The sequence below is a fragment of the Vibrio penaeicida genome (assembly GCF_002933855.1).
Taxonomy (GTDB): Bacteria; Pseudomonadota; Gammaproteobacteria; order Enterobacterales; family Vibrionaceae; genus Vibrio; species Vibrio penaeicida_A.
Genome location: NZ_BFAQ01000024.1, coordinates 31869 through 49433, shown reverse-complemented (window position 1 = coordinate 49433; position 17565 = coordinate 31869). Strand labels below are relative to the sequence as shown.

The window sequence follows — 17565 nt, the reverse complement described above, 5'->3', positions numbered from 1 at the left end:
CTAACAACTTAATCGGACTAAAGGTAGCATTGACTGAGCGTTTTTCACTCAATCAATTGTTACACTTTATTTCTTCGCTTCATATATGAAACACAAGTATATACCTTACCTCATTCTGACAGCGAGCGATTATTGCCAGAGAAAACTGCTTTGTCATTGATTTACGCAGCTAAATCACAGTAGATGATTCTATTTTTTCAATTGTCACAGGAATGGATTTCGATATTGGTGTAAAACTGTACTCTCCATGACTGTCGAGAGCCACTAACGGATTAGTTTCTGGAAAATACGCCGCCAAGTTACCCGCAGGTATCTCATAAGCAACCAGTTTAAATGAGGTAACCTGGCGCTTAACATCGTCTCCCCAACAGGCCGTAATGGTCACCCTATCCCCTTCTTGGCATCCCAAAAGTTCTATATCTGTTGGATTGATGAACAATACTTTTCGCTCGCCAGATATCCCCCTATATCGGTCATTAAAGCCATAAATGGTGGTGTTGTATTGGTCATGAGATCTCATGGTTTGTAACACAAAAACGGGATCGGTACTTTTACGTGGTTTTGCCCATTTGATTATCGATTCAGGTAAAGCATGAGAGTGAAACTCTGCTTTTTCACTTTGAGTGGCCCAAACACGCTCTGCTGCTCGGTTCCCTAAGTAAAAGCCACCGGGCTGTTTCAAGCGATGATTAAAATCGGTAAATCCGGGGATGGTTTTCTCGATGAGGTCGCGTATTCGATCGTAATTTTTAATGAGCGCCAGCCAATCAACTGGAGAAGCGCCAAGCGTTGCCTGCGCCATACCTGCCACAATCGCGGGCTCTGAACGCATTTCGCTTGTGTCACTTTTCACGACGCCACCAGACGCATGTACCATACTAAAGGAATCCTCGACGGTCACTTTTTGGGGCACACCCTCTTGCAAGTCGATATCGGTTCGACCTAAGCAAGGCAATATCAACGATGCCTTACCTGGCGTGACGTGCGTTCGATTCAACTTAGTCGCGATATTCACAGTGAGATCACAAGAAGACAGCGCTTGCAGCGTTCTGGCGGAATCTGGTGTGGCTGCTGCAAAGTTTCCCCCTAAGGCGATGAAGACTTTGCTGCGCCCCTCTTCCATGGCTTTGATGGTTTGAACGGTGTTATGCCCTTCTTCTTGGGGTGGTGTAAACCTAAATTGTTTTTCTATCGCGTCTAGTAGGGATTGCGGTGGTTTTTCATCAATGCCCATAGTGCGATCACCTTGAACATTGCTGTGTCCCCTTACTGGGCATAACCCTGCACCGCGTTTACCCACTTGCCCACACAACAATTGCAGGTTCGCCATTTCCTGAATGGTTTTCACCGAATGCAAATGTTGGGTAATGCCCATCGCCCACGTCAGTATTACTTTTTCAGAATGCCGGTAAATTTGCGCGGCGTGCTCAATTTCCGCTTGGCTCAAACCTGATTGCTCTACAATTTGGTCCCACTCCGTGTGGTCCACCTTGTCCAGATACGCCTCAAGCCCAAGCGTGTGATCTTCAATAAAACGCTGGTCAAACACACTACCTGGTACGGTCTTTTCGCTTTGGAGTAAGGCTTTCACCATCCCACGCACCACCGCCATATCTCCCCCTAATTTGGGGGTAAAATAATGATGCGTAATTTTAGTTCCACCGCCCGTGAGCATTTCATCCATCGCCTGTGGGTTGGTGAATTTCTGTAATCCACGCTCTTTGAGCGTATTGAACGTGACGATATTGGCGCCTCTTAACGATGCAGCGCGTAAGGTGTCCAACATTCTCGGGTGGTTTGTTCCGGGGTTCTGCCCAAAGACAAATATGGCGTCGGCATGATCAAAGTCGTCTAAGGTGACGGTACCTTTGCCCACGCCAATGGATTGTTTAAGCGCAACACCACTGGCTTCGTGGCACATATTTGAACAATCAGGGAAGTTATTGGTGCCATACGCACGTACAAATAGCTGATACAAGAAGGCAGCTTCGTTACTTGCCCGCCCTGATGTGTAAAATTCCGCTTGATTAGGATCGGGAAGCGATTTGAGGTGTTTGGCAATGAGCGCAAAAGCATCGTCCCAACTTATGGGGTGATAATGGTCTGTAGACGGGTCATATTGCATGGGTTCTGCCAATCGACCTTGATCTTCCAGATAATAATCCGTTTGTTTGGCAAGCCACGATACAGGATAGGTCGCAAAAAAATCCGCTCGAACACGACGGCTCGTTGCTTCCCAGTTCACTGCTTTTGCTCCATTCTCACAAAACTTAAATCGGCGATTCTCTTCCAGTTCCCCCCAAGCACAGCCAGGGCAATCAAATCCATCGTGTTGGTTGGTACTCAGCAAGTTGCGAATATTACGGATAACGCTCTCACTTTTGATCAAGTGCTGGGTGGTGCTCGCTAATGCCCCCCAGCCTCCGGCATTCCCTGTGTATTTTTTTACCGTCATCATTTTTCCTTGATGTTATTTTGGGGGGGCTGAGAACCAAAGGTTAATCTTTGCTCACCGCTATAAATGTTAAACCCCTCTTTCTGGCAAAACCCAATCAATGTGATGCCAAAACGCTGCGCCATTTGCACCGCAAGCTGAGTGGGCGCCCCGACAGACACCACAACGGGCACACCAGACATCACGACTTTTTGCATCATCTCTATACTTACTCGACCGCTCAGCCCAATCACTCTGCCCTTTTCTATGTATTCTGGAACACGCGCTCGCAGGCCCAGTAATTTGTCTAACGCGTTGTGCCTGCCTACATCCTCTGCGATAGAAAGAAGGGAGCCGCTGGCATCAAACAACCCACACCCGTGAGATGCCCCTGTTTGTACGAATAGCTCCTGTTGTGCTTTAAGCGCATCTGGCAGCGCAACAACCACTTGCTCAGGAAGCCAACGAGAAGTGTTGTCTACTTTTGGGACGCATCGAAGTTCAAGTAACCGAATGGCAGACTTGCCACACAACCCGCAACTGGAAAAGGACGCACTGCGCCCTTGCGATGACCAATCGACCTTAACTTCGGGCACCAGTTCTGCGTAACATTCGTTACTGTCCGTGCCTTCACCGAACGTTAGGCTGCTAACTTGAGCTACGCTGTCGATCACCCCTTCCGATAGCAACATTCCAAGAACGAGTTCGCTATCCCCTCCCGGTGTTCGCATCGTCGAAAACAGGTGCTTTTCTTTCACGCTGGTATCGGGTTGATACTGTCGAAGCCAAATAGCCAAAGGTTCCTCAACGATCAGTTGATCGGTCTGAGGCATACACTTGCCTTGTTTCACCGCGATTCGATTCAGCCGCTTTGTCGAATTATCCGCCTTATTGAGGTATTGCTCTGGGCTTTGTGCCACCCTATTCTTCACTATAGTCAGACCTGTTAAATGTTTGTTACTTCCAAATGAAACAGTAAATTGTGCACTCCGCCATACCAAAGCATAAAAAATGGGCACTTAATGTCGATTTCGCGACAATCCGTGGCTGAAATTGAAAACTATGTCAAAATTACTCTAATCCCACGAAACATGGCATTCCATTTCTGCTGACTTGTGGTAAAACTGACCCTAATTTCGGATACCGCTCTGAACAGGATGAAAACAAATTTAATTACACGAGAAGGCTTTAATCGCCTTAAAAAAGAGCTCGATTTTCTGTGGAAAGAAGACCGCCCAGAAGTGACGAAGAAAGTCACGTGGGCAGCAAGCCTTGGCGATCGCTCAGAAAATGCGGATTATCAGTACAACAAAAAGCGCCTGCGTGAAATCGATCGCCGAGTGCGCTACCTAAGAAAGCGTCTAGAGCAAGTGAAAGTGATCGACTACGCTCCTCAACAAGAAGGCAAAGTCTTTTTTGGTGCTTGGGTAGAAGTGGAAAACGAAAGCGGCGAGACCAAATCTTTTCGTATAGTCGGTCCCGATGAAATTTACGGTGGCGTCAAAGACTACATTTCCATCGACTCGCCCATGGCGCGCGCTCTATTGAAAAAAGAAGTGGACGATGAATGCGTCGTTCGCACTCCTGAAGGTGAGAAAGAGTGGTTTGTTAATGCCATTCGCTACGACAAATCATCGTAGCAGCACGCCTCCCTCCTCAAATTTACCAAGAGTACACACGGATGAGCCAAGCTATCTGTCAAACCATTGCTCAGGAACTGAATGTTCGCACGGAGCAAGTCTTATCAGCCGTTACCCTAATTGATGACGGAAATACCGTTCCATTTATTGCCCGTTACCGTAAAGAGGTGACAGGTGGGTTAGATGATACCCAACTTCGAAATCTTGATTCTCGCCTTTCTTATTTGAGAGAAATGGATGAACGCCGACAAACCATCATCAAGTCTATTCAAGAGCAGGGAAAACTGACTCCAGAGCTTGAAGCGGAGATCAACGGCGCAGACAGCAAAACACGCCTTGAGGACTTATACCTACCGTATAAACCGAAGCGTCGCACCAAAGGTCAAATTGCGATTGAAGCTGGGTTAGAACCTCTTGCCAATACCCTATGGCAACAACCAGAACATAACCCAGAGTCCGAAGCAGAAAAGTATCTCAATTCAGAAAACGGCATTAGGGATACAAAAGCTGCGTTAGATGGTGCTCGTGCCATCATCATGGAGCGTATTGCTGAAGACGCGAACTTGTTGGAGAAAGTCCGTGTTTACTTAAACAAGCATGCCGAATTGAGTGCTCGCGTTATTGAGGGCAAAGAGCAAGAAGGCGAAAAGTTCAAAGATTACTTTGAGCACGATGAAGCCATCAGCAAAGCACCGTCTCACCGTGCATTAGCCATGTTACGTGGGCGAAATGAAGGCTTCCTTCAATTATCAATGAATGCGGACCCACAGCAAGAAGAGGGGCAGCGAGGTTCATACTGTGAGTCCATCATTGCCGAGCACTATGGTATCCACCTAAGCCAAGCACCCGCCGACAGTTGGCGTAAGCAAGTCATCAGCTGGGCATGGCGAATTAAAGTGTCCATGCATATGGAAACGGAATTGATGGGTGCATTGAAAGAGCGCGCTGAAATTGAGGCCATTGAAGTTTTCGCCACTAACTTGAAAGACCTGCTCATGGCTGCACCTGCTGGTCCTAGAGCGACATTAGGTCTTGATCCGGGCTTACGTACAGGTTCTAAAATTGCGGTGGTTGATTCAACAGGTAAAGTCCTTGCCACTGACACCATCTTCCCTCACCCACCACAAAAGCAGTACGACAAATCGGCACATGTGGTCGAGCAGTTGGTTCGTCAGTTCAATGTTGATCTCATCGCTATTGGTAACGGCACGGCTTCACGTGAAACCGATGCCTTTGTTGCCGACGTTATCAAACGCGGTAATCTCAAAGTGCAGAAGATCATCGTCAGTGAAGCTGGTGCATCGGTGTACTCTGCGTCTGAGCTTGCCGCCAATGAATTCCCGAATATGGATGTGTCGCTGCGTGGTGCGGTGTCGATTGCCCGTCGATTACAAGATCCGTTGGCTGAATTGGTGAAAATCGATCCTAAATCGATCGGTGTTGGTCAATATCAGCATGATGTAAGCCAAAGCTTGCTGGCGAAACGCCTTGATGCGGTGGTTGAAGACTGTGTGAACGCCGTGGGTGTGGATGTGAATACGGCCTCTTCCGCACTGCTGACTCGTGTTGCTGGTCTTTCAACGACCATTGCACAAAACATTGTGAACTATCGCGATGAAAATGGGCGTTTTGCGAACAGGACTACATTGAAAAAAGTCGCGCGTTTAGGTCCAAAAGCTTTTGAGCAATGTGCTGGTTTCCTACGTATCATGGATGGGAAAAACCCACTGGATGCTTCTTCTGTTCACCCAGAAGCTTACCCCGTGGTGAAATCCATCGCTGAGAAAAACCAAAAAGACATCAAAGTGATGATCGGCGACAGCGGATTCCTGAGCTCACTTAAAGCCGTTGATTACACCAACGATTCATTTGGTCTACCAACAGTTACCGACATCATCAAAGAACTCGACAAACCCGGTCGCGATCCTCGCCCAGAATTTAAAACCGCCACTTTTGCCGACGGCATTAACAAAGTTTCGGACTTAGAGCCAGGCATGGTACTGGAAGGCGTGGTGTCTAACGTGGCCAACTTCGGGGCTTTCGTGGACATTGGTGTGCATCAAGATGGTTTGGTACACATATCTGCACTTACCGATCGCTACGTCTCTGACCCACGCGAAGTGGTGAAAGCCGGTGACATCGTGAAAGTGAAAGTTATGGAAGTGGACGTTCAGCGCAAACGTATCGGGCTTTCAATGAGGCTGAATGACGAGCCGGGACAAGATAGCCGCAGCTCTCGACCTGCAAGTAATCGTCCTTCTGGTCAGCGTCAAGACAGAAACAATCAACGCCATGACAAAGGCAACCATCGCGGTAAACAAAACCAACGTCAAGAACCTCAAAACGGCGCTATGGGCGGCGCATTCGCGGCAGCTTTTGCTAATGCGAAGAAGAAGTAAATCTTCTCACACGCCTCTGCACTCAATAAAAGCTGAATAGTAAAAGGTCGAGCATATGCTCGACCTTCTTTTCATTTTTATAATTCCAACCCATAGAGTCAGAAAACCTAGAAATAGTAAATCGCTAACCCAAGGGTAATTACCATTCCAACGTAGTTATTGTTGAGGAAGGCTTGGAAGCATGCGTCTCGATCACGGTGTCGCATTAAGTGTTGCTGATACACAAACAAAGCACCTGTCGCCAATACACCCCAATAGTATCCGCTGCCTAATTGAATCCACATCCCAAGCACGATCAACAGTGCGACGGAAACTAACTGCAGCAATCCAATGATCAGTTTATCGAAGCGACCGAATAAAATGGCCGTCGATTTGATGCCGATTTTAAGGTCATCATCGCGGTCAACCATGGCGTACTGAGTATCGTATGCAATGGTCCACAAAGCGTTAATAGCAAATATTAACCATACTTGAGGAGGTAATTCTCCCGCTTGCGCTGCCCACGCCATTGGGATAGCCCAACTGAACGCTAAGCCAAGAAACAGTTGAGGCAAATGCGTGAAACGCTTCATAAATGGGTAAATGAAAGCGAGTACGATCCCAATAAAGGAGAGCTGGATAGTCAATGTGTTCATGGTAAGAACCAGAACAAATGACGCTAATCCAAGGACCGCAAAAAGTGCTAATGCTTCTTTTCCACTGACTAAGCCGGATGGAAGTGGACGATTTTGGGTTCGTTTAACATGCCCATCAAAATCGCGATCTGCATAATCATTGATCACACAACCAGCGGAGCGCATTAAAAATACACCAGCAATAAAAACGACCAGTACATCCCATTGTGGGAAACCTTCTGCTGCTAAGAACAGTGCCCATAACGTCGGCCAAAGAAGCAACAACGAACCAATTGGACGATCCAGCCGCATAAGTTGGAAGTACGCTTGCGCTTTCGCCTTCAACATTTATACCTTCTCCTTGGTATAGATCGGTGCATCTGGTAGAAACAATTCCGCCACGAGCATGGGTTTGTGATTCATCCAAAGTGTCGAGCGTCTTGCCATTAAGTCGCCTGTTGGCAGTTGTGCCCACCCAAGCTCTAAACCATCGCGACGCACATCTTCTGCACTAAACACGGTTAACCCTAAAGGTATGGTTCCTTGGCGAGCTAAGTCTGATTGTTGACCCTGCAAAGAGGATACGGGAATCAAAGTTCTACCTATGACCCAAGGAGAGGCGTCACCGGATAAAACCACTTCACGTAATAAGCATGATTCTGCAGGTAAACGGTTTAGTTCATCTATGGTTAACGCGTCTGACTCAACGGTGCTGTTATTCAATAAATCCACGCCTAAGTGACTGCATCTCTGCGCCAATAAGCGTGATAGCGAACCGGACTCCAGCAACCAACGTTTTGAATGTTCATCGCGATAAGAAAAGTGCTCAGGTGATTGCCAGGTAACTGATTTCAGTGCGGTTAAGTACAACGATTTCAACTCATCCATACCATTATTCTATTAGACGCATTACAATAAAATGTGATGCCGGAAAAATTTCTTTTAATTTGGTCACTGTTGACCCACTATTGTATCAGACTATCCATACCCAAGTTACCCATAAAAAGAAAAGACACATTATGATTCGAAATCTTATAAAGCCATGTATCTTAGCTTTCGCTCTACTTTTTTCTGCTGCAGGAGCCACAGAGGAAGAAAAAACGGGACCTCAGTTCGCTTACTATACGTTGCAACCAGATTTAACGACCAATTTTCACACGAGTGGGAAAAAGCTGGGTTACCTTCAAGTCCGTATAGACATTATGGTCGCTGACGCGACATTTGTCCCTTTACTAGAGCAACACACACCACTGATTAGAGACGCAGTGATAGATTTGCTCGGTAAACAGTCGGAAGATAAAGTAAAATCTCTATCGGGAAGAGAAGATTTACGTAAAGAGCTGATGGATCACCTGAATGAAATTTTGCTGCCTGAAACAGGAAAAACAGTCGTAGCAGACCTACTCTTTACCAAGTATCTTTATCAATGAGTGATAAAGGAAAAGCGTATTGTTTGGAAAGGCAATCCGTTGAAAAATGAATGTTTTAAAAAGAGATACTAAGTATCTCTTTTTTTATGCGCGTCAATTAAACCAAGAGCACAACCGGCCACCAACCCCATAACATGAGCTGTATTGGCAATCGCCATAAACGGCTGTGCAAAACCGATTACCAGCCACACCAGCATAAAGCCCACAATGGGTTTGGCTATCGTAATACCTAAATGCGGCGCTTTCCAACTGAGCATCCAGATATACCCTAATAGGGCGTAAACCACGCCAGACAGCCCACCAAAGTTAGGCCCAGCAACCAAATACTGTCCGAGCCCAGATACCGCTGCTGAAACGAAGAACAGCAGTAAGAGTTTCCCACCACCTAATTTACGCTCTATATCACCCCCCAACTGCCACCACCACAACACATTGAATACGATGTGAAGCGCTGAAAAGTGAAGAATGGCATGGCTAAACCAACGCCAGACTTCAAAAGCTTGCTGTGAAGATGCCGGAAAGTGGAAGGTATTTAAAAGTACAGGTTCAAAGCCGATGATTTGCCCAAGGAATACAACAACACATATGATCATTCCAATAAGCGTGATAGGACCAGCCTTTGCGGTAATCATCGATGCCATGGAGGGAGAACCATAATGAAATTGGCTCTTTCGACTTTCTGCAACGTTCCAAGAGGCTTCAAGATATTTGGGGTTATCTGGATGTTGAGTGAAAAGAGTGAATTCAGCTTGCGCTTCATCGACATCCTGATCATTCATCACCCAAAGTGTGAAGCGCCCTTCCCCTTCGGGCATCATTTCAATCAAGATGCCCCTTGTCGCCATATAATCTATGTATGCCTGACCCAATCTTGGGTTATTCACATCAGCCAGTCTGATCAAAGAGTTAACCTATACCGATTCGATTGAATTTCCACTACGTTGCCATGCCTCGAAGCCACCATCAACGCTGTACACTTCTTCAAAACCTTGATTCACCATATATTGCGCAGCACCTTGGCTGCTCACGCCGTGGTAACACATGACCAAAATGGGTTGTTCAAATTCATGATCGTTCATGAAAGACACAATCGTGTCATTCGTCAGATGAAAAGCACTCGGCGCATGAGCCAAAGCATATGACTGCGGATCACGAATATCCACCATAACGGCTTCACCACTCTCCAATTTCAGCTTCGCTTGCTCGACATCAATGTGTTTGAACTGCTCCATTTGATTCCTTATCAGAGTATTTCTTGAAAATTATTGGTCTGGTGTAAGTGTAACGTATCCAAAGGCAAAGTTAGACCCGTAACCGATAAGGTTATCCACTACTGTGTAATTTTGCACCATTTGTGGAAAACTCTGTGGATTGCGTTGATAAAGTGTCTTTTGGATCTTAGATCCACAATATGTAGTGATGATCTTTGTTTTTCTGTGTGTAAGAGCAAACATATCCCCATAGGTCAAAAGCTCTCTCACCCCAATATACACTCGTATTGACCACTATAACCGAAAGTTATTTTCACAGAGTTATCCACAATTAATTTGTAAAATTGAAGATCAAAAAAGCCGGGTCCTTTCGGATCCCGGCTTTTCAAATTCTTTCGGTGTTAGCTTAGAATTCACCAACTGCTAATTTCAGCTTCTTCATCGCATTCTTTTCTAGTTGTCGAATACGCTCTGCTGACACACCGTATTTATCTGCCAGTTCTTGAAGCGTCGATTTTTGGTCATCAAGCCAACGAGAGCGAACGATAAATTGGCTTCGTTCATCCAATGTTGCCAAAGCATGGCTCAGACGATTATTGGTATGTGTTTCCCAGTTATCGGCTTCAACGTTTTCAGCGACATCCGATTGCTTGTCTTCCAAGTACAAAACAGGCGCTGAGTATGCAGCAGCTGAATCATCGTCTTCCGCGGGTAATTCAAATGCGGCATCTTGAGCGGCCAAACGTGATTCCATCTCACGAACTTCTGAAGGCTCTACACCGAGTTCACGAGCGACGGTTTCTACTTCACCGTTATTAAACCAGCCTAAACGCTTTTTAGACTTACGTAAGTTGAAGAATAACTTGCGTTGCGCCTTGGTTGTGGCGATTTTTACAATACGCCAGTTACGCAAAACGTATTCGTGAATTTCAGCTTTAATCCAGTGAACAGCAAACGATACCAAACGCACACCCACTTCTGGGTTAAAGCGTTTAACAGCTTTCATTAAGCCAATGTTGCCTTCCTGAACTAAGTCTGCCATTGGCAAACCATAACCTGAATAGCCACGAGCAACATGAACGACAAATCGCAGGTGAGAAAGGATGAGACCTTTCGCTGCATCAATTTCACCTTTGTAGTGTAGTCTCTCGGCGAGTCCACGTTCCTCTTCAGCGGTTAGCATTGGGTAGCTATTCACTGAACGGATATAGCTGTCTAGGCTATCTTGTGTTACTAAAGCCATAGAATACGCTTGCTTAGTCATTCAATTCCTCATTCGTCTCTTAATTAGAGCAATGGTTAATCTAACGTCGCCTTCTTGAACTCAAAATGAACATATTCCAAGAGGGGAAAGTTATTATCCATAGTTCTACGTCACTGGCAAGTCAGAGATCGCCTCTACCGGCCACTTAACCTGAATATACGACTTAAAAATGCTACACAGGTTCAATTTCTTTTAAGTGACGCTGAGCGGATAGTTTAGCGGCTATCAGCCCTAATGCCGTACCAATCATCAGTAAGATAACGGTTTCATCCCAATTCATACCAATCAATCGAAACTGACTGTCGTACAGAATAGCTAAGTCTTCAACGGCACCATTCAATAAAATAGTAATAATTGCGGTTAAAATCCACGCGGTAATTGCGCTGATTCCACCAAACCACATACCAGTGTATAGATAAGGTCTCAGAATAAAGCCATCAGTTGCTCCAATGAGCTTCATCACTTGTATTTCTTCTTTGCGGGCCAGCACATTGAAACGCAATGTATTTCCTACGATAAGGAAAACAGCGCCGAGCATTAAAAAACCCAATGCTGCAGCCAAAACTAGCGCTAAGTTGCGGATTGCACCTAGCCTTTCTAGCCAGTCTTCATCCATTCGCACATCTGTTACTTCGGTGTAATTCTGAATTTTCACCCTGAGTTTGGATATGTCGCTTTGTTCATCGGTGTTCGGTGTTATCACCAAAACGGCTGGTAATGCATAGTCATCCAGTAAGGATAAGGCTTGCTCCAGCCCAGAGTGCTGGCTCATGTCCTCAAGACCCTGTTGAGAAGACACGTATTCGACCGCTTTTATTTCATCCAAGCTTTCGAGCTCATCTTTAAGCACCATAATACGAGCTTCTGGGGTCTGTTCGATCAGAAAGGCATTGATTTGCAGCGACGCATTCATCCCTTGAGCAGCGACACTTAAGTTTTTTCCTACCAAGTAAAGGCAAGCTGGCAAGGTTAGAGCCATTGAGATGACGGCGAGAGTGAGCAAATTGCCCAACGGGCGCTGCAGCAGCTCCATCAAAGATAGGCGCGCTTGCTTAAAATGCGCTTTTAGGAAGTTGTCCGTTTTGGGACGATTTTTAGCGCCCATAGGAATCTACCTCACTCAAAAAGCCCTGATTTAACTCTAACCGGCGATACTGCGATCTCGTATTCATTAAATCGACGTCGTGCGTTGCAAATAGAATGGAGACGCCTGCGCGGTTAAATTCATCAAACAAGCTCAATACTCTGTTCGACAAATCTGAATCGAGGTTACCTGTGGGTTCATCCGCCAATAATAGTGTCGGTCGATTGACGACAGCTCGTGCGATACCAACTCGTTGCTGCTCCCCTCCAGATAACTGGTTAGGCAAGCATCGCGCTTTATCCAACAACCCCGTTTTATCTAGCGAAGCCGAAACCCGGCGTTTTATCTCATTTTCAGAGACCGATTCAATGCGCATTGGTAGCGCGACGTTGTCGTAGACACTTCGGTCCATTAACAAACAGTGATCTTGGAACACAATGCCGATATTGCGGCGCAGGAAAGGAATGTCGCCATTTTTGATGCGTGTAATATCGTGACCATTGAAGCTTATTTTCCCATCTGTTGGGCGTTCAATTGCACAAATTAGCTTGAGCAGGGTGCTTTTCCCCGCTCCTGAATGCCCACCAAGAAAAGCCATTTCTCCACGTCTAAGGTGGAAGTCAACTTTTTGCAGCGCTTGTCTACCGCCACGATATGCTTTACTGACTTGCTGAAACCTGATCACGCGTGCTGATTCCTATATATGCGCCATATTAATAACTTGTGGCGAACTTACTCTTCTCGACTAAACAATGCATCAATAAATTCTTGCGCTTCAAATGGGCGCAAATCATTGATGCCTTCACCCACACCAATATAGCGAATAGGAATCTGAAATTGATCGGCAATGGAGAAAATTACGCCACCTTTGGCAGTTCCATCAAGTTTTGTTAGCGTTATACCCGTAACTGGCGCTACCTCGCTGAACAATTTCGCTTGGCTGATCGCATTTTGACCCGTACCAGCATCCAGGGTAAGCATAATTTCGTGTGGCGCTGAGTCGTCAATCTTCTTCATTACGCGTATGATTTTGCGTAATTCTTCCATAAGATTGCTCTTATTTTGCAATCGACCCGCAGTATCGGCAATAACAACATCCACGCCACGTGCTTTGGCCGCTTCAATGGCATCGTAAATCACTGAAGCACTGTCGGCACCAGTGTGCTGCGCGATAACTGGGACATCATTACGCTGTCCCCAAACTTGAAGCTGCTCAACAGCGGCCGCGCGGAAGGTATCTCCCGCTGCCAACATGACTTTCTTGCCCTGAGACTGAAATTGCTTCGCCAGTTTACCAATGGTCGTGGTTTTACCTACACCATTAACACCTACCATCAAAATCACGTACGGCGTTTTGCTGGTGTCCACTTCAAGGGGCTGTTCAACATGGCTTAAGATATCTGCCATCTCTTCTTTTAATAAACCGTAAAGCGCCTCACCATCTTTCAAGTCGCGATGAGAAGCTTTCTCTGTCAGGCTGTCGATGATCTTAACGGTCGTATTCATGCCAACATCGGCAATCAGAAGTTGCTCTTCGAGTTCTTCAAACAAATCGTCATCAATTTTCTTGCCTTTGAACATGCCAAAGAAGCCTGCACCAATGTTCTCTTTGGTTCGGCTTAGGCTACGTTTTAGGCGTGTGAAGAAACTCTCTGTTGGTTTTTCTTGCTCAACGATTTCAGGCTGAGCCGGCTCAGGTAGATCAAGCTCGTTGGTAACCGCTTCCTCTGCTTGTTCGCTTACCGTCGGCTCAGAAACACCTTGTGTTTCATCAACCGCGACATCTGTTGGCTCTTCTACAGATGCTTCCTTAACTTCTTCAGCGACAGGAGTTTGTGATGGGGCTTCTGATTGGTCTGATTCTTGTTGAACACCATCTTGAACTTGTTGGTTAGCTTGTTGGTTTTGCTCTTCTTCACCAAAGCCCAGCCAAGACAATAATCCGCGTTTTTTCTTACCTGTCATCGGGGTTCCTAAATAAACTTCAAAAACTTTCTGGTACACTTGACCGCGTATACTATCACTTTATTCGCGGTCAAAAAATCTATGGTAAGACGTCGTCAGTCAAACTCATCACAAAAAAAACAATCGAGCGGTTTTGTACGGATTATCAGTGGGCTTTGGCGAGGTCGCAAGTTGCCTGTTTACGACGCCGAAGGATTACGTCCGACCACCGACCGTGTCAAAGAGACTCTTTTTAATTGGCTAGCTCAAGATGTACCGAGAGCGAAAGTTCTCGATCTATTTGCGGGGTCTGGAGGATTGGGGTTTGAATCCGCAAGCCGTCAGGCACAGCACGTCACTATGCTTGAAATGAACACTCAGGCTCACAAGCAGCTTCAGACGAATATTCAAACACTTAATGCAAGCAACATCGAAGCCATTCATACCGACGCATTAGCGTTTTTGAAGCAAGCAGGTACTCCGCACGATGTGGTATTCATCGATCCTCCTTTTCGCAAAGGGCTGTTGGATGATGTGATACATTTGCTTGAACAAAATGGCTGGTTAAGCGCCAATGCGATGATTTATATTGAAGCGGAAAAAGAACTGGCCATCGACGCCGTTCCGACACATTGGCAATTGCATCGGGAGAAAACCGCAGGTCAGGTTTGCTACCGTTTGTTTGAAAGGGAAGAGAAATGAAAGTACTTCTAATTCTTGCGAAAGCCGCCATCGCGTTTGTATGGCTGGTATTGTTGATCAATATTTTTCATCCGTTTCCGGGGAAAGCCGCTATTGCGCTGTACATCATGACGGCATTCTTGTTCTTCATGCACGGGCTTCAAATGTTGATTTTCTTGGGCGCTTTCGGCGATAAGATAAGCATTAGTCGCTGGGAAAAGTGGTCGATACTGATATTTGGTATTTTCTCATTGCTCGATATCCGCAGAAAGTACATGAGCTAAATAACCTGAATTCAGGGTAAATAAAAAACCGCAGTCCTAAGATTGCGGTTTTTTTGTTCTTCTGAAAATTGAAAGCTGTTGCGCAAGTCAAAAATCTTATGCCATTTTGAAATAGGCACTGACACCGTCAAGGAACATCTGGGTTGAGATAATCACCAACAAAAGCCCCATTAAGCGCTCTACGGCTTTCAACCCCCGCTCTCCTAGCAACTTATGGAAGAAGTCATAAAACATCAGTATCAAAAAGCTGGCACCCCAAGCAATCATCACCGCACCTGACCACTCCCAAATTCTCGCTGGTTCCTGATTCGATAACAATAACAAAGACGCAATCACTGACGGCCCTGCGATCATTGGAATCGCGATTGGCACAATATAAGGCTCTTCGCCTGCCGCTAATCCAACAACACCTCCAGACTGGGGAAAGATCATTCTAATCGCAATGATAAACAGAATAATACCACCGGAAATGCTCAACGTTTCTGGCTGTACATGCAGGAAGTTTAGGATTTTCTGACCTGCAAATAGGAACAGCAACAAAATCATCAGTGCGAAGATAAGCTCACGAGCGAGCACTTTTCTTCTTCGCTTAGGGTCTAGGTGCTTAAGAATGGACAGTAATACGGGCAAGTTACCCAACGGATCCATAATCAAAAACAACATGACAGCAGCGGATAAAATATCCATCAAAAATCTCAAGTCGGCATCAAATGCCGACAAGTATATACCCAAGTTACGCCAAGATGCAGAATTCTAATCTAGGAGGTATCTCGAAATCAGTGGGAACAAACTCTCGCAGCATTCAATGAGAGCATTTCACCTTCGACAAAGATTTTTTGCCTTTGCACAAAGAATTCGAGCAGCTCTTCTATTGTCATGCCTTCACGGCTACAGGTGTGAAATGTCGCCTCGTTACCAAACGACAGTTCAATGCGCTCTAGCAGTTGTTGAAGGTTAAGATCTTGCTCTGCCAGCAAATGTAAGACTTGATGCGCGTGTACGGACTGAGACATGGCTTTCTCCAATTAGGGAATTGCCATTCAGACTAACGAAAGAGTTAACCAAGCGGTTGATTTAGCGCAATGATGGTTGAGATAGAGATGAAAAAGAGACCAATAAAATAGCTAGCTGAACACCAAGCTTCTCCATTGCGGATTGGGCTTTTAAAGTGGTGTAGAACAAACGTCATTTGAGACATAAGCAATATAAGAGCCCCAATAACACCCAGTAAGCTAAATAAGCTCATTTGGGTCAGCCACACTTCTCCTGAAGCCCACAAGAGCTGCACCAAAACCATCCCCAAAACACTGATGGGACCAAGCAGTTTATCCAGTTGAGGTAGTAGAAGAAGGAAAACAATCACACCCGCAGCAAAGAGAAAAGCAGGTAGCCACCAAATAATGTCACTTTCAAGTTGGGACCAAAACGTACCACTGATAGCCACAACGGCAAATAAATCAATAAGAAAGGAAAGCTTGAACGTTGGCGAAGTGGAAGCGCGTAGAAGATCACTTACTCCAAACACTCCCATGCCTATTAGTAGCCACAATGAGGGTTCTGAAAACGGTATGGTTAACCATATAGCGGCACACAGTAAAAACGCGACAATGGGCCTAAAAAAGCTAACTGCCCTGTCGGGTGCATTTGAAGTTGCGATGTCTATTAGATTAGATTGCTTCACGCTTCATCGACCTCTTTTAACCGTTTCAATCTACCAATTATGGCTACACTTAAAAAGTAGAGGGTCAGTGTAGAGAGAGATCATTCGAAGTCCAGTAACAAATGCTCATAATTGGATCTAGGTTAATCTTCAAACAGCATCTAGAACACCAACACAACATAGTTAAACAATCCATTAACAGTCACCTCGAAAACTCTCCTCTCAACCTTCCAAGTGACTTTAGATCTTAAAAATGCAGTTAATTTGTTTAATTTATCGCTATAAACAAGCAAGATAATCGACAATAAAATTCAAATATAATCATTATATTTCAATAGGTAAAATGTATTTTTCAAAACAAACAAGACACCAGAACTATGCAGACACCGTACTCCATTCTTATTTCACTTACTTAGCTCATAATTCAAATTAATGATATTTATTCTCATTAACCTGTAAAAATCATGTCAATGTAATCAAGAAACAGTGTTTTATTGAAATCAGAGAGACTAAGATAGATCGAAAAGAGATTTATACAATAAACTATTGCGGACAATATCTAGACTATATAAAGGTCAATAAAAACAAAAAGTTAAACACAAATCCAAACCAGAAAATGCTTTTCGCTCAAAATAAAAACAACAAAAACCTGACGCTAAAGTGACGTAAAATGGTCGTTTACACGCTAGATTAGTTATGTTTTTGAGGCTTAGAGAAATAAATACTTGATCAAAACCCAAAACAAGTGCTATTCTTTTTGTCAACGGATAAATTATATATTTTAGGAGCAGCGTTATGATTACGTCTTCACAAAGACAAGGACTTGTAATGATTGCGGTAGTTGTTGGTTTAATGACGCTGCCAATGCTTTACATCTAAGTTCCAATGAATCTATTCATGATGGAACAAACAAAAAAGGG

18 protein-coding genes are annotated in these 17565 nt (G+C 45.1%); 5 read left to right on the top strand and 13 right to left on the bottom strand.

Going from position 1 to position 17565, the window contains the following annotated elements; translation table 11 throughout:
• Window positions 1-169 precede the first annotated feature (169 nt).
• Window positions 170-2455 carry an FdhF/YdeP family oxidoreductase gene (locus tag VPNCDNU1_RS14425; RefSeq protein WP_104400966.1) on the bottom strand — a complete coding sequence of 762 codons (2286 nt, stop codon included), beginning with the start codon at window positions 2453-2455 and terminating at the stop codon, window positions 170-172.
• Window positions 2455-3366, bottom strand: coding sequence for a formate dehydrogenase accessory sulfurtransferase FdhD (fdhD, locus tag VPNCDNU1_RS14420; protein WP_145959457.1), 912 nt, complete (start codon window positions 3364-3366; stop codon window positions 2455-2457). The genes VPNCDNU1_RS14425 and fdhD overlap by 1 nt, the downstream gene beginning before the upstream one ends.
• Before the next feature lie 225 nt (window positions 3367-3591).
• Between fdhD and greB the strand changes: the two genes are divergently transcribed.
• Together greB and VPNCDNU1_RS14410 are read left to right on the top strand one after the other, a co-directional pair.
• Window positions 3592-4074 (top strand): transcription elongation factor GreB, encoded by a 483-nt coding sequence (greB, locus tag VPNCDNU1_RS14415; RefSeq protein ID WP_104400964.1) that lies wholly within the window; start codon window positions 3592-3594, stop codon window positions 4072-4074.
• A gap of 41 nt (window positions 4075-4115) precedes the next feature.
• On the top strand, window positions 4116-6473 hold the full coding sequence (locus VPNCDNU1_RS14410) for a Tex family protein (RefSeq protein ID WP_104400963.1): 2358 nt from the start codon (window positions 4116-4118) through the stop codon (window positions 6471-6473).
• Window positions 6474-6580: 107 nt separating this feature from the next.
• Here VPNCDNU1_RS14410 and ubiA read toward each other — a convergent pair whose 3' ends face one another.
• On the bottom strand, window positions 6581-7435 hold the full coding sequence (gene ubiA / locus VPNCDNU1_RS14405; RefSeq protein WP_104400962.1) for a 4-hydroxybenzoate octaprenyltransferase: 855 nt from the start codon (window positions 7433-7435) through the stop codon (window positions 6581-6583).
• Window positions 7436-7975: a chorismate lyase gene (locus VPNCDNU1_RS14400; protein WP_104400961.1), complete on the bottom strand. Its 540-nt coding sequence runs from the start codon at window positions 7973-7975 to the stop codon at window positions 7436-7438.
• Between the two features lie 131 nt (window positions 7976-8106).
• Here VPNCDNU1_RS14400 and VPNCDNU1_RS14395 point away from each other — a divergent pair, with 131 nt between their 5' ends.
• Entirely contained in the window at window positions 8107-8517 is a 411-nt protein-coding gene (locus tag VPNCDNU1_RS14395; protein ID WP_104400960.1) for a flagellar basal body-associated protein FliL, read from the top strand.
• 68 nt (window positions 8518-8585) lie between these two features.
• On the opposite strand, the gene glpG is transcribed toward VPNCDNU1_RS14395, so the two are convergent.
• The 6 genes from glpG to ftsY all read right to left on the bottom strand — a co-directional run bounded on the left by glpG (window position 8586) and on the right by ftsY (window position 14041).
• Entirely contained in the window at window positions 8586-9419 is an 834-nt protein-coding gene (glpG, locus tag VPNCDNU1_RS14390) for a rhomboid family intramembrane serine protease GlpG (protein ID WP_104400959.1), read from the bottom strand.
• A gap of 9 nt (window positions 9420-9428) precedes the next feature.
• Complete coding sequence (gene glpE / locus VPNCDNU1_RS14385; protein ID WP_104400958.1) at window positions 9429-9749, bottom strand: thiosulfate sulfurtransferase GlpE; 321 nt, start codon at window positions 9747-9749, stop codon at window positions 9429-9431.
• 385 nt (window positions 9750-10134) lie between these two features.
• A complete protein-coding gene (gene rpoH, locus VPNCDNU1_RS14380; protein ID WP_101115665.1) occupies window positions 10135-10992 on the bottom strand; it encodes an RNA polymerase sigma factor RpoH in 858 nt (285 codons plus the stop codon).
• Window positions 10993-11164: 172 nt separating this feature from the next.
• Window positions 11165-12097, bottom strand: a complete 933-nt coding sequence (ftsX, locus tag VPNCDNU1_RS14375) for a permease-like cell division protein FtsX (RefSeq protein WP_101115664.1) — start codon at window positions 12095-12097, stop codon at window positions 11165-11167.
• The gene (gene ftsE / locus VPNCDNU1_RS14370; protein ID WP_101115663.1) at window positions 12087-12761 is read right to left on the bottom strand and encodes a cell division ATP-binding protein FtsE; all 675 of its coding nucleotides are present in this window, start codon (window positions 12759-12761) and stop codon (window positions 12087-12089) included. Before ftsE ends, ftsX begins: the two co-directional genes overlap by 11 nt.
• A gap of 47 nt (window positions 12762-12808) precedes the next feature.
• Entirely contained in the window at window positions 12809-14041 is a 1233-nt protein-coding gene (gene ftsY, locus VPNCDNU1_RS14365; RefSeq protein ID WP_104400957.1) for a signal recognition particle-docking protein FtsY, read from the bottom strand.
• An 81-nt stretch (window positions 14042-14122) separates the two neighbouring features.
• Here ftsY and rsmD point away from each other — a divergent pair, with 81 nt between their 5' ends.
• Window positions 14123-14722, top strand: a complete 600-nt coding sequence (gene rsmD / locus VPNCDNU1_RS14360; RefSeq protein ID WP_104401037.1) for a 16S rRNA (guanine(966)-N(2))-methyltransferase RsmD — start codon at window positions 14123-14125, stop codon at window positions 14720-14722.
• Window positions 14719-14985, top strand: coding sequence for a DUF1145 domain-containing protein (locus VPNCDNU1_RS14355; protein WP_104400956.1), 267 nt, complete (start codon window positions 14719-14721; stop codon window positions 14983-14985). Before rsmD ends, VPNCDNU1_RS14355 begins: the two co-directional genes overlap by 4 nt.
• A gap of 96 nt (window positions 14986-15081) precedes the next feature.
• Here the strand turns inward: VPNCDNU1_RS14355 and VPNCDNU1_RS14350 are convergent, their stop codons facing one another.
• The 3 genes from VPNCDNU1_RS14350 to VPNCDNU1_RS14340 form a co-directional block, all read right to left on the bottom strand.
• A complete protein-coding gene (locus tag VPNCDNU1_RS14350) occupies window positions 15082-15672 on the bottom strand; it encodes a YhgN family NAAT transporter (protein WP_104400955.1) in 591 nt (196 codons plus the stop codon).
• 89 nt (window positions 15673-15761) lie between these two features.
• Window positions 15762-15998 (bottom strand): YecH family metal-binding protein, encoded by a 237-nt coding sequence (locus VPNCDNU1_RS14345; RefSeq protein WP_104400954.1) that lies wholly within the window; start codon window positions 15996-15998, stop codon window positions 15762-15764.
• 44 nt (window positions 15999-16042) lie between these two features.
• The gene (locus tag VPNCDNU1_RS14340) at window positions 16043-16666 is read right to left on the bottom strand and encodes a lysoplasmalogenase family protein (RefSeq protein WP_104400953.1); all 624 of its coding nucleotides are present in this window, start codon (window positions 16664-16666) and stop codon (window positions 16043-16045) included.
• Window positions 16667-17565 lie beyond the last annotated feature (899 nt).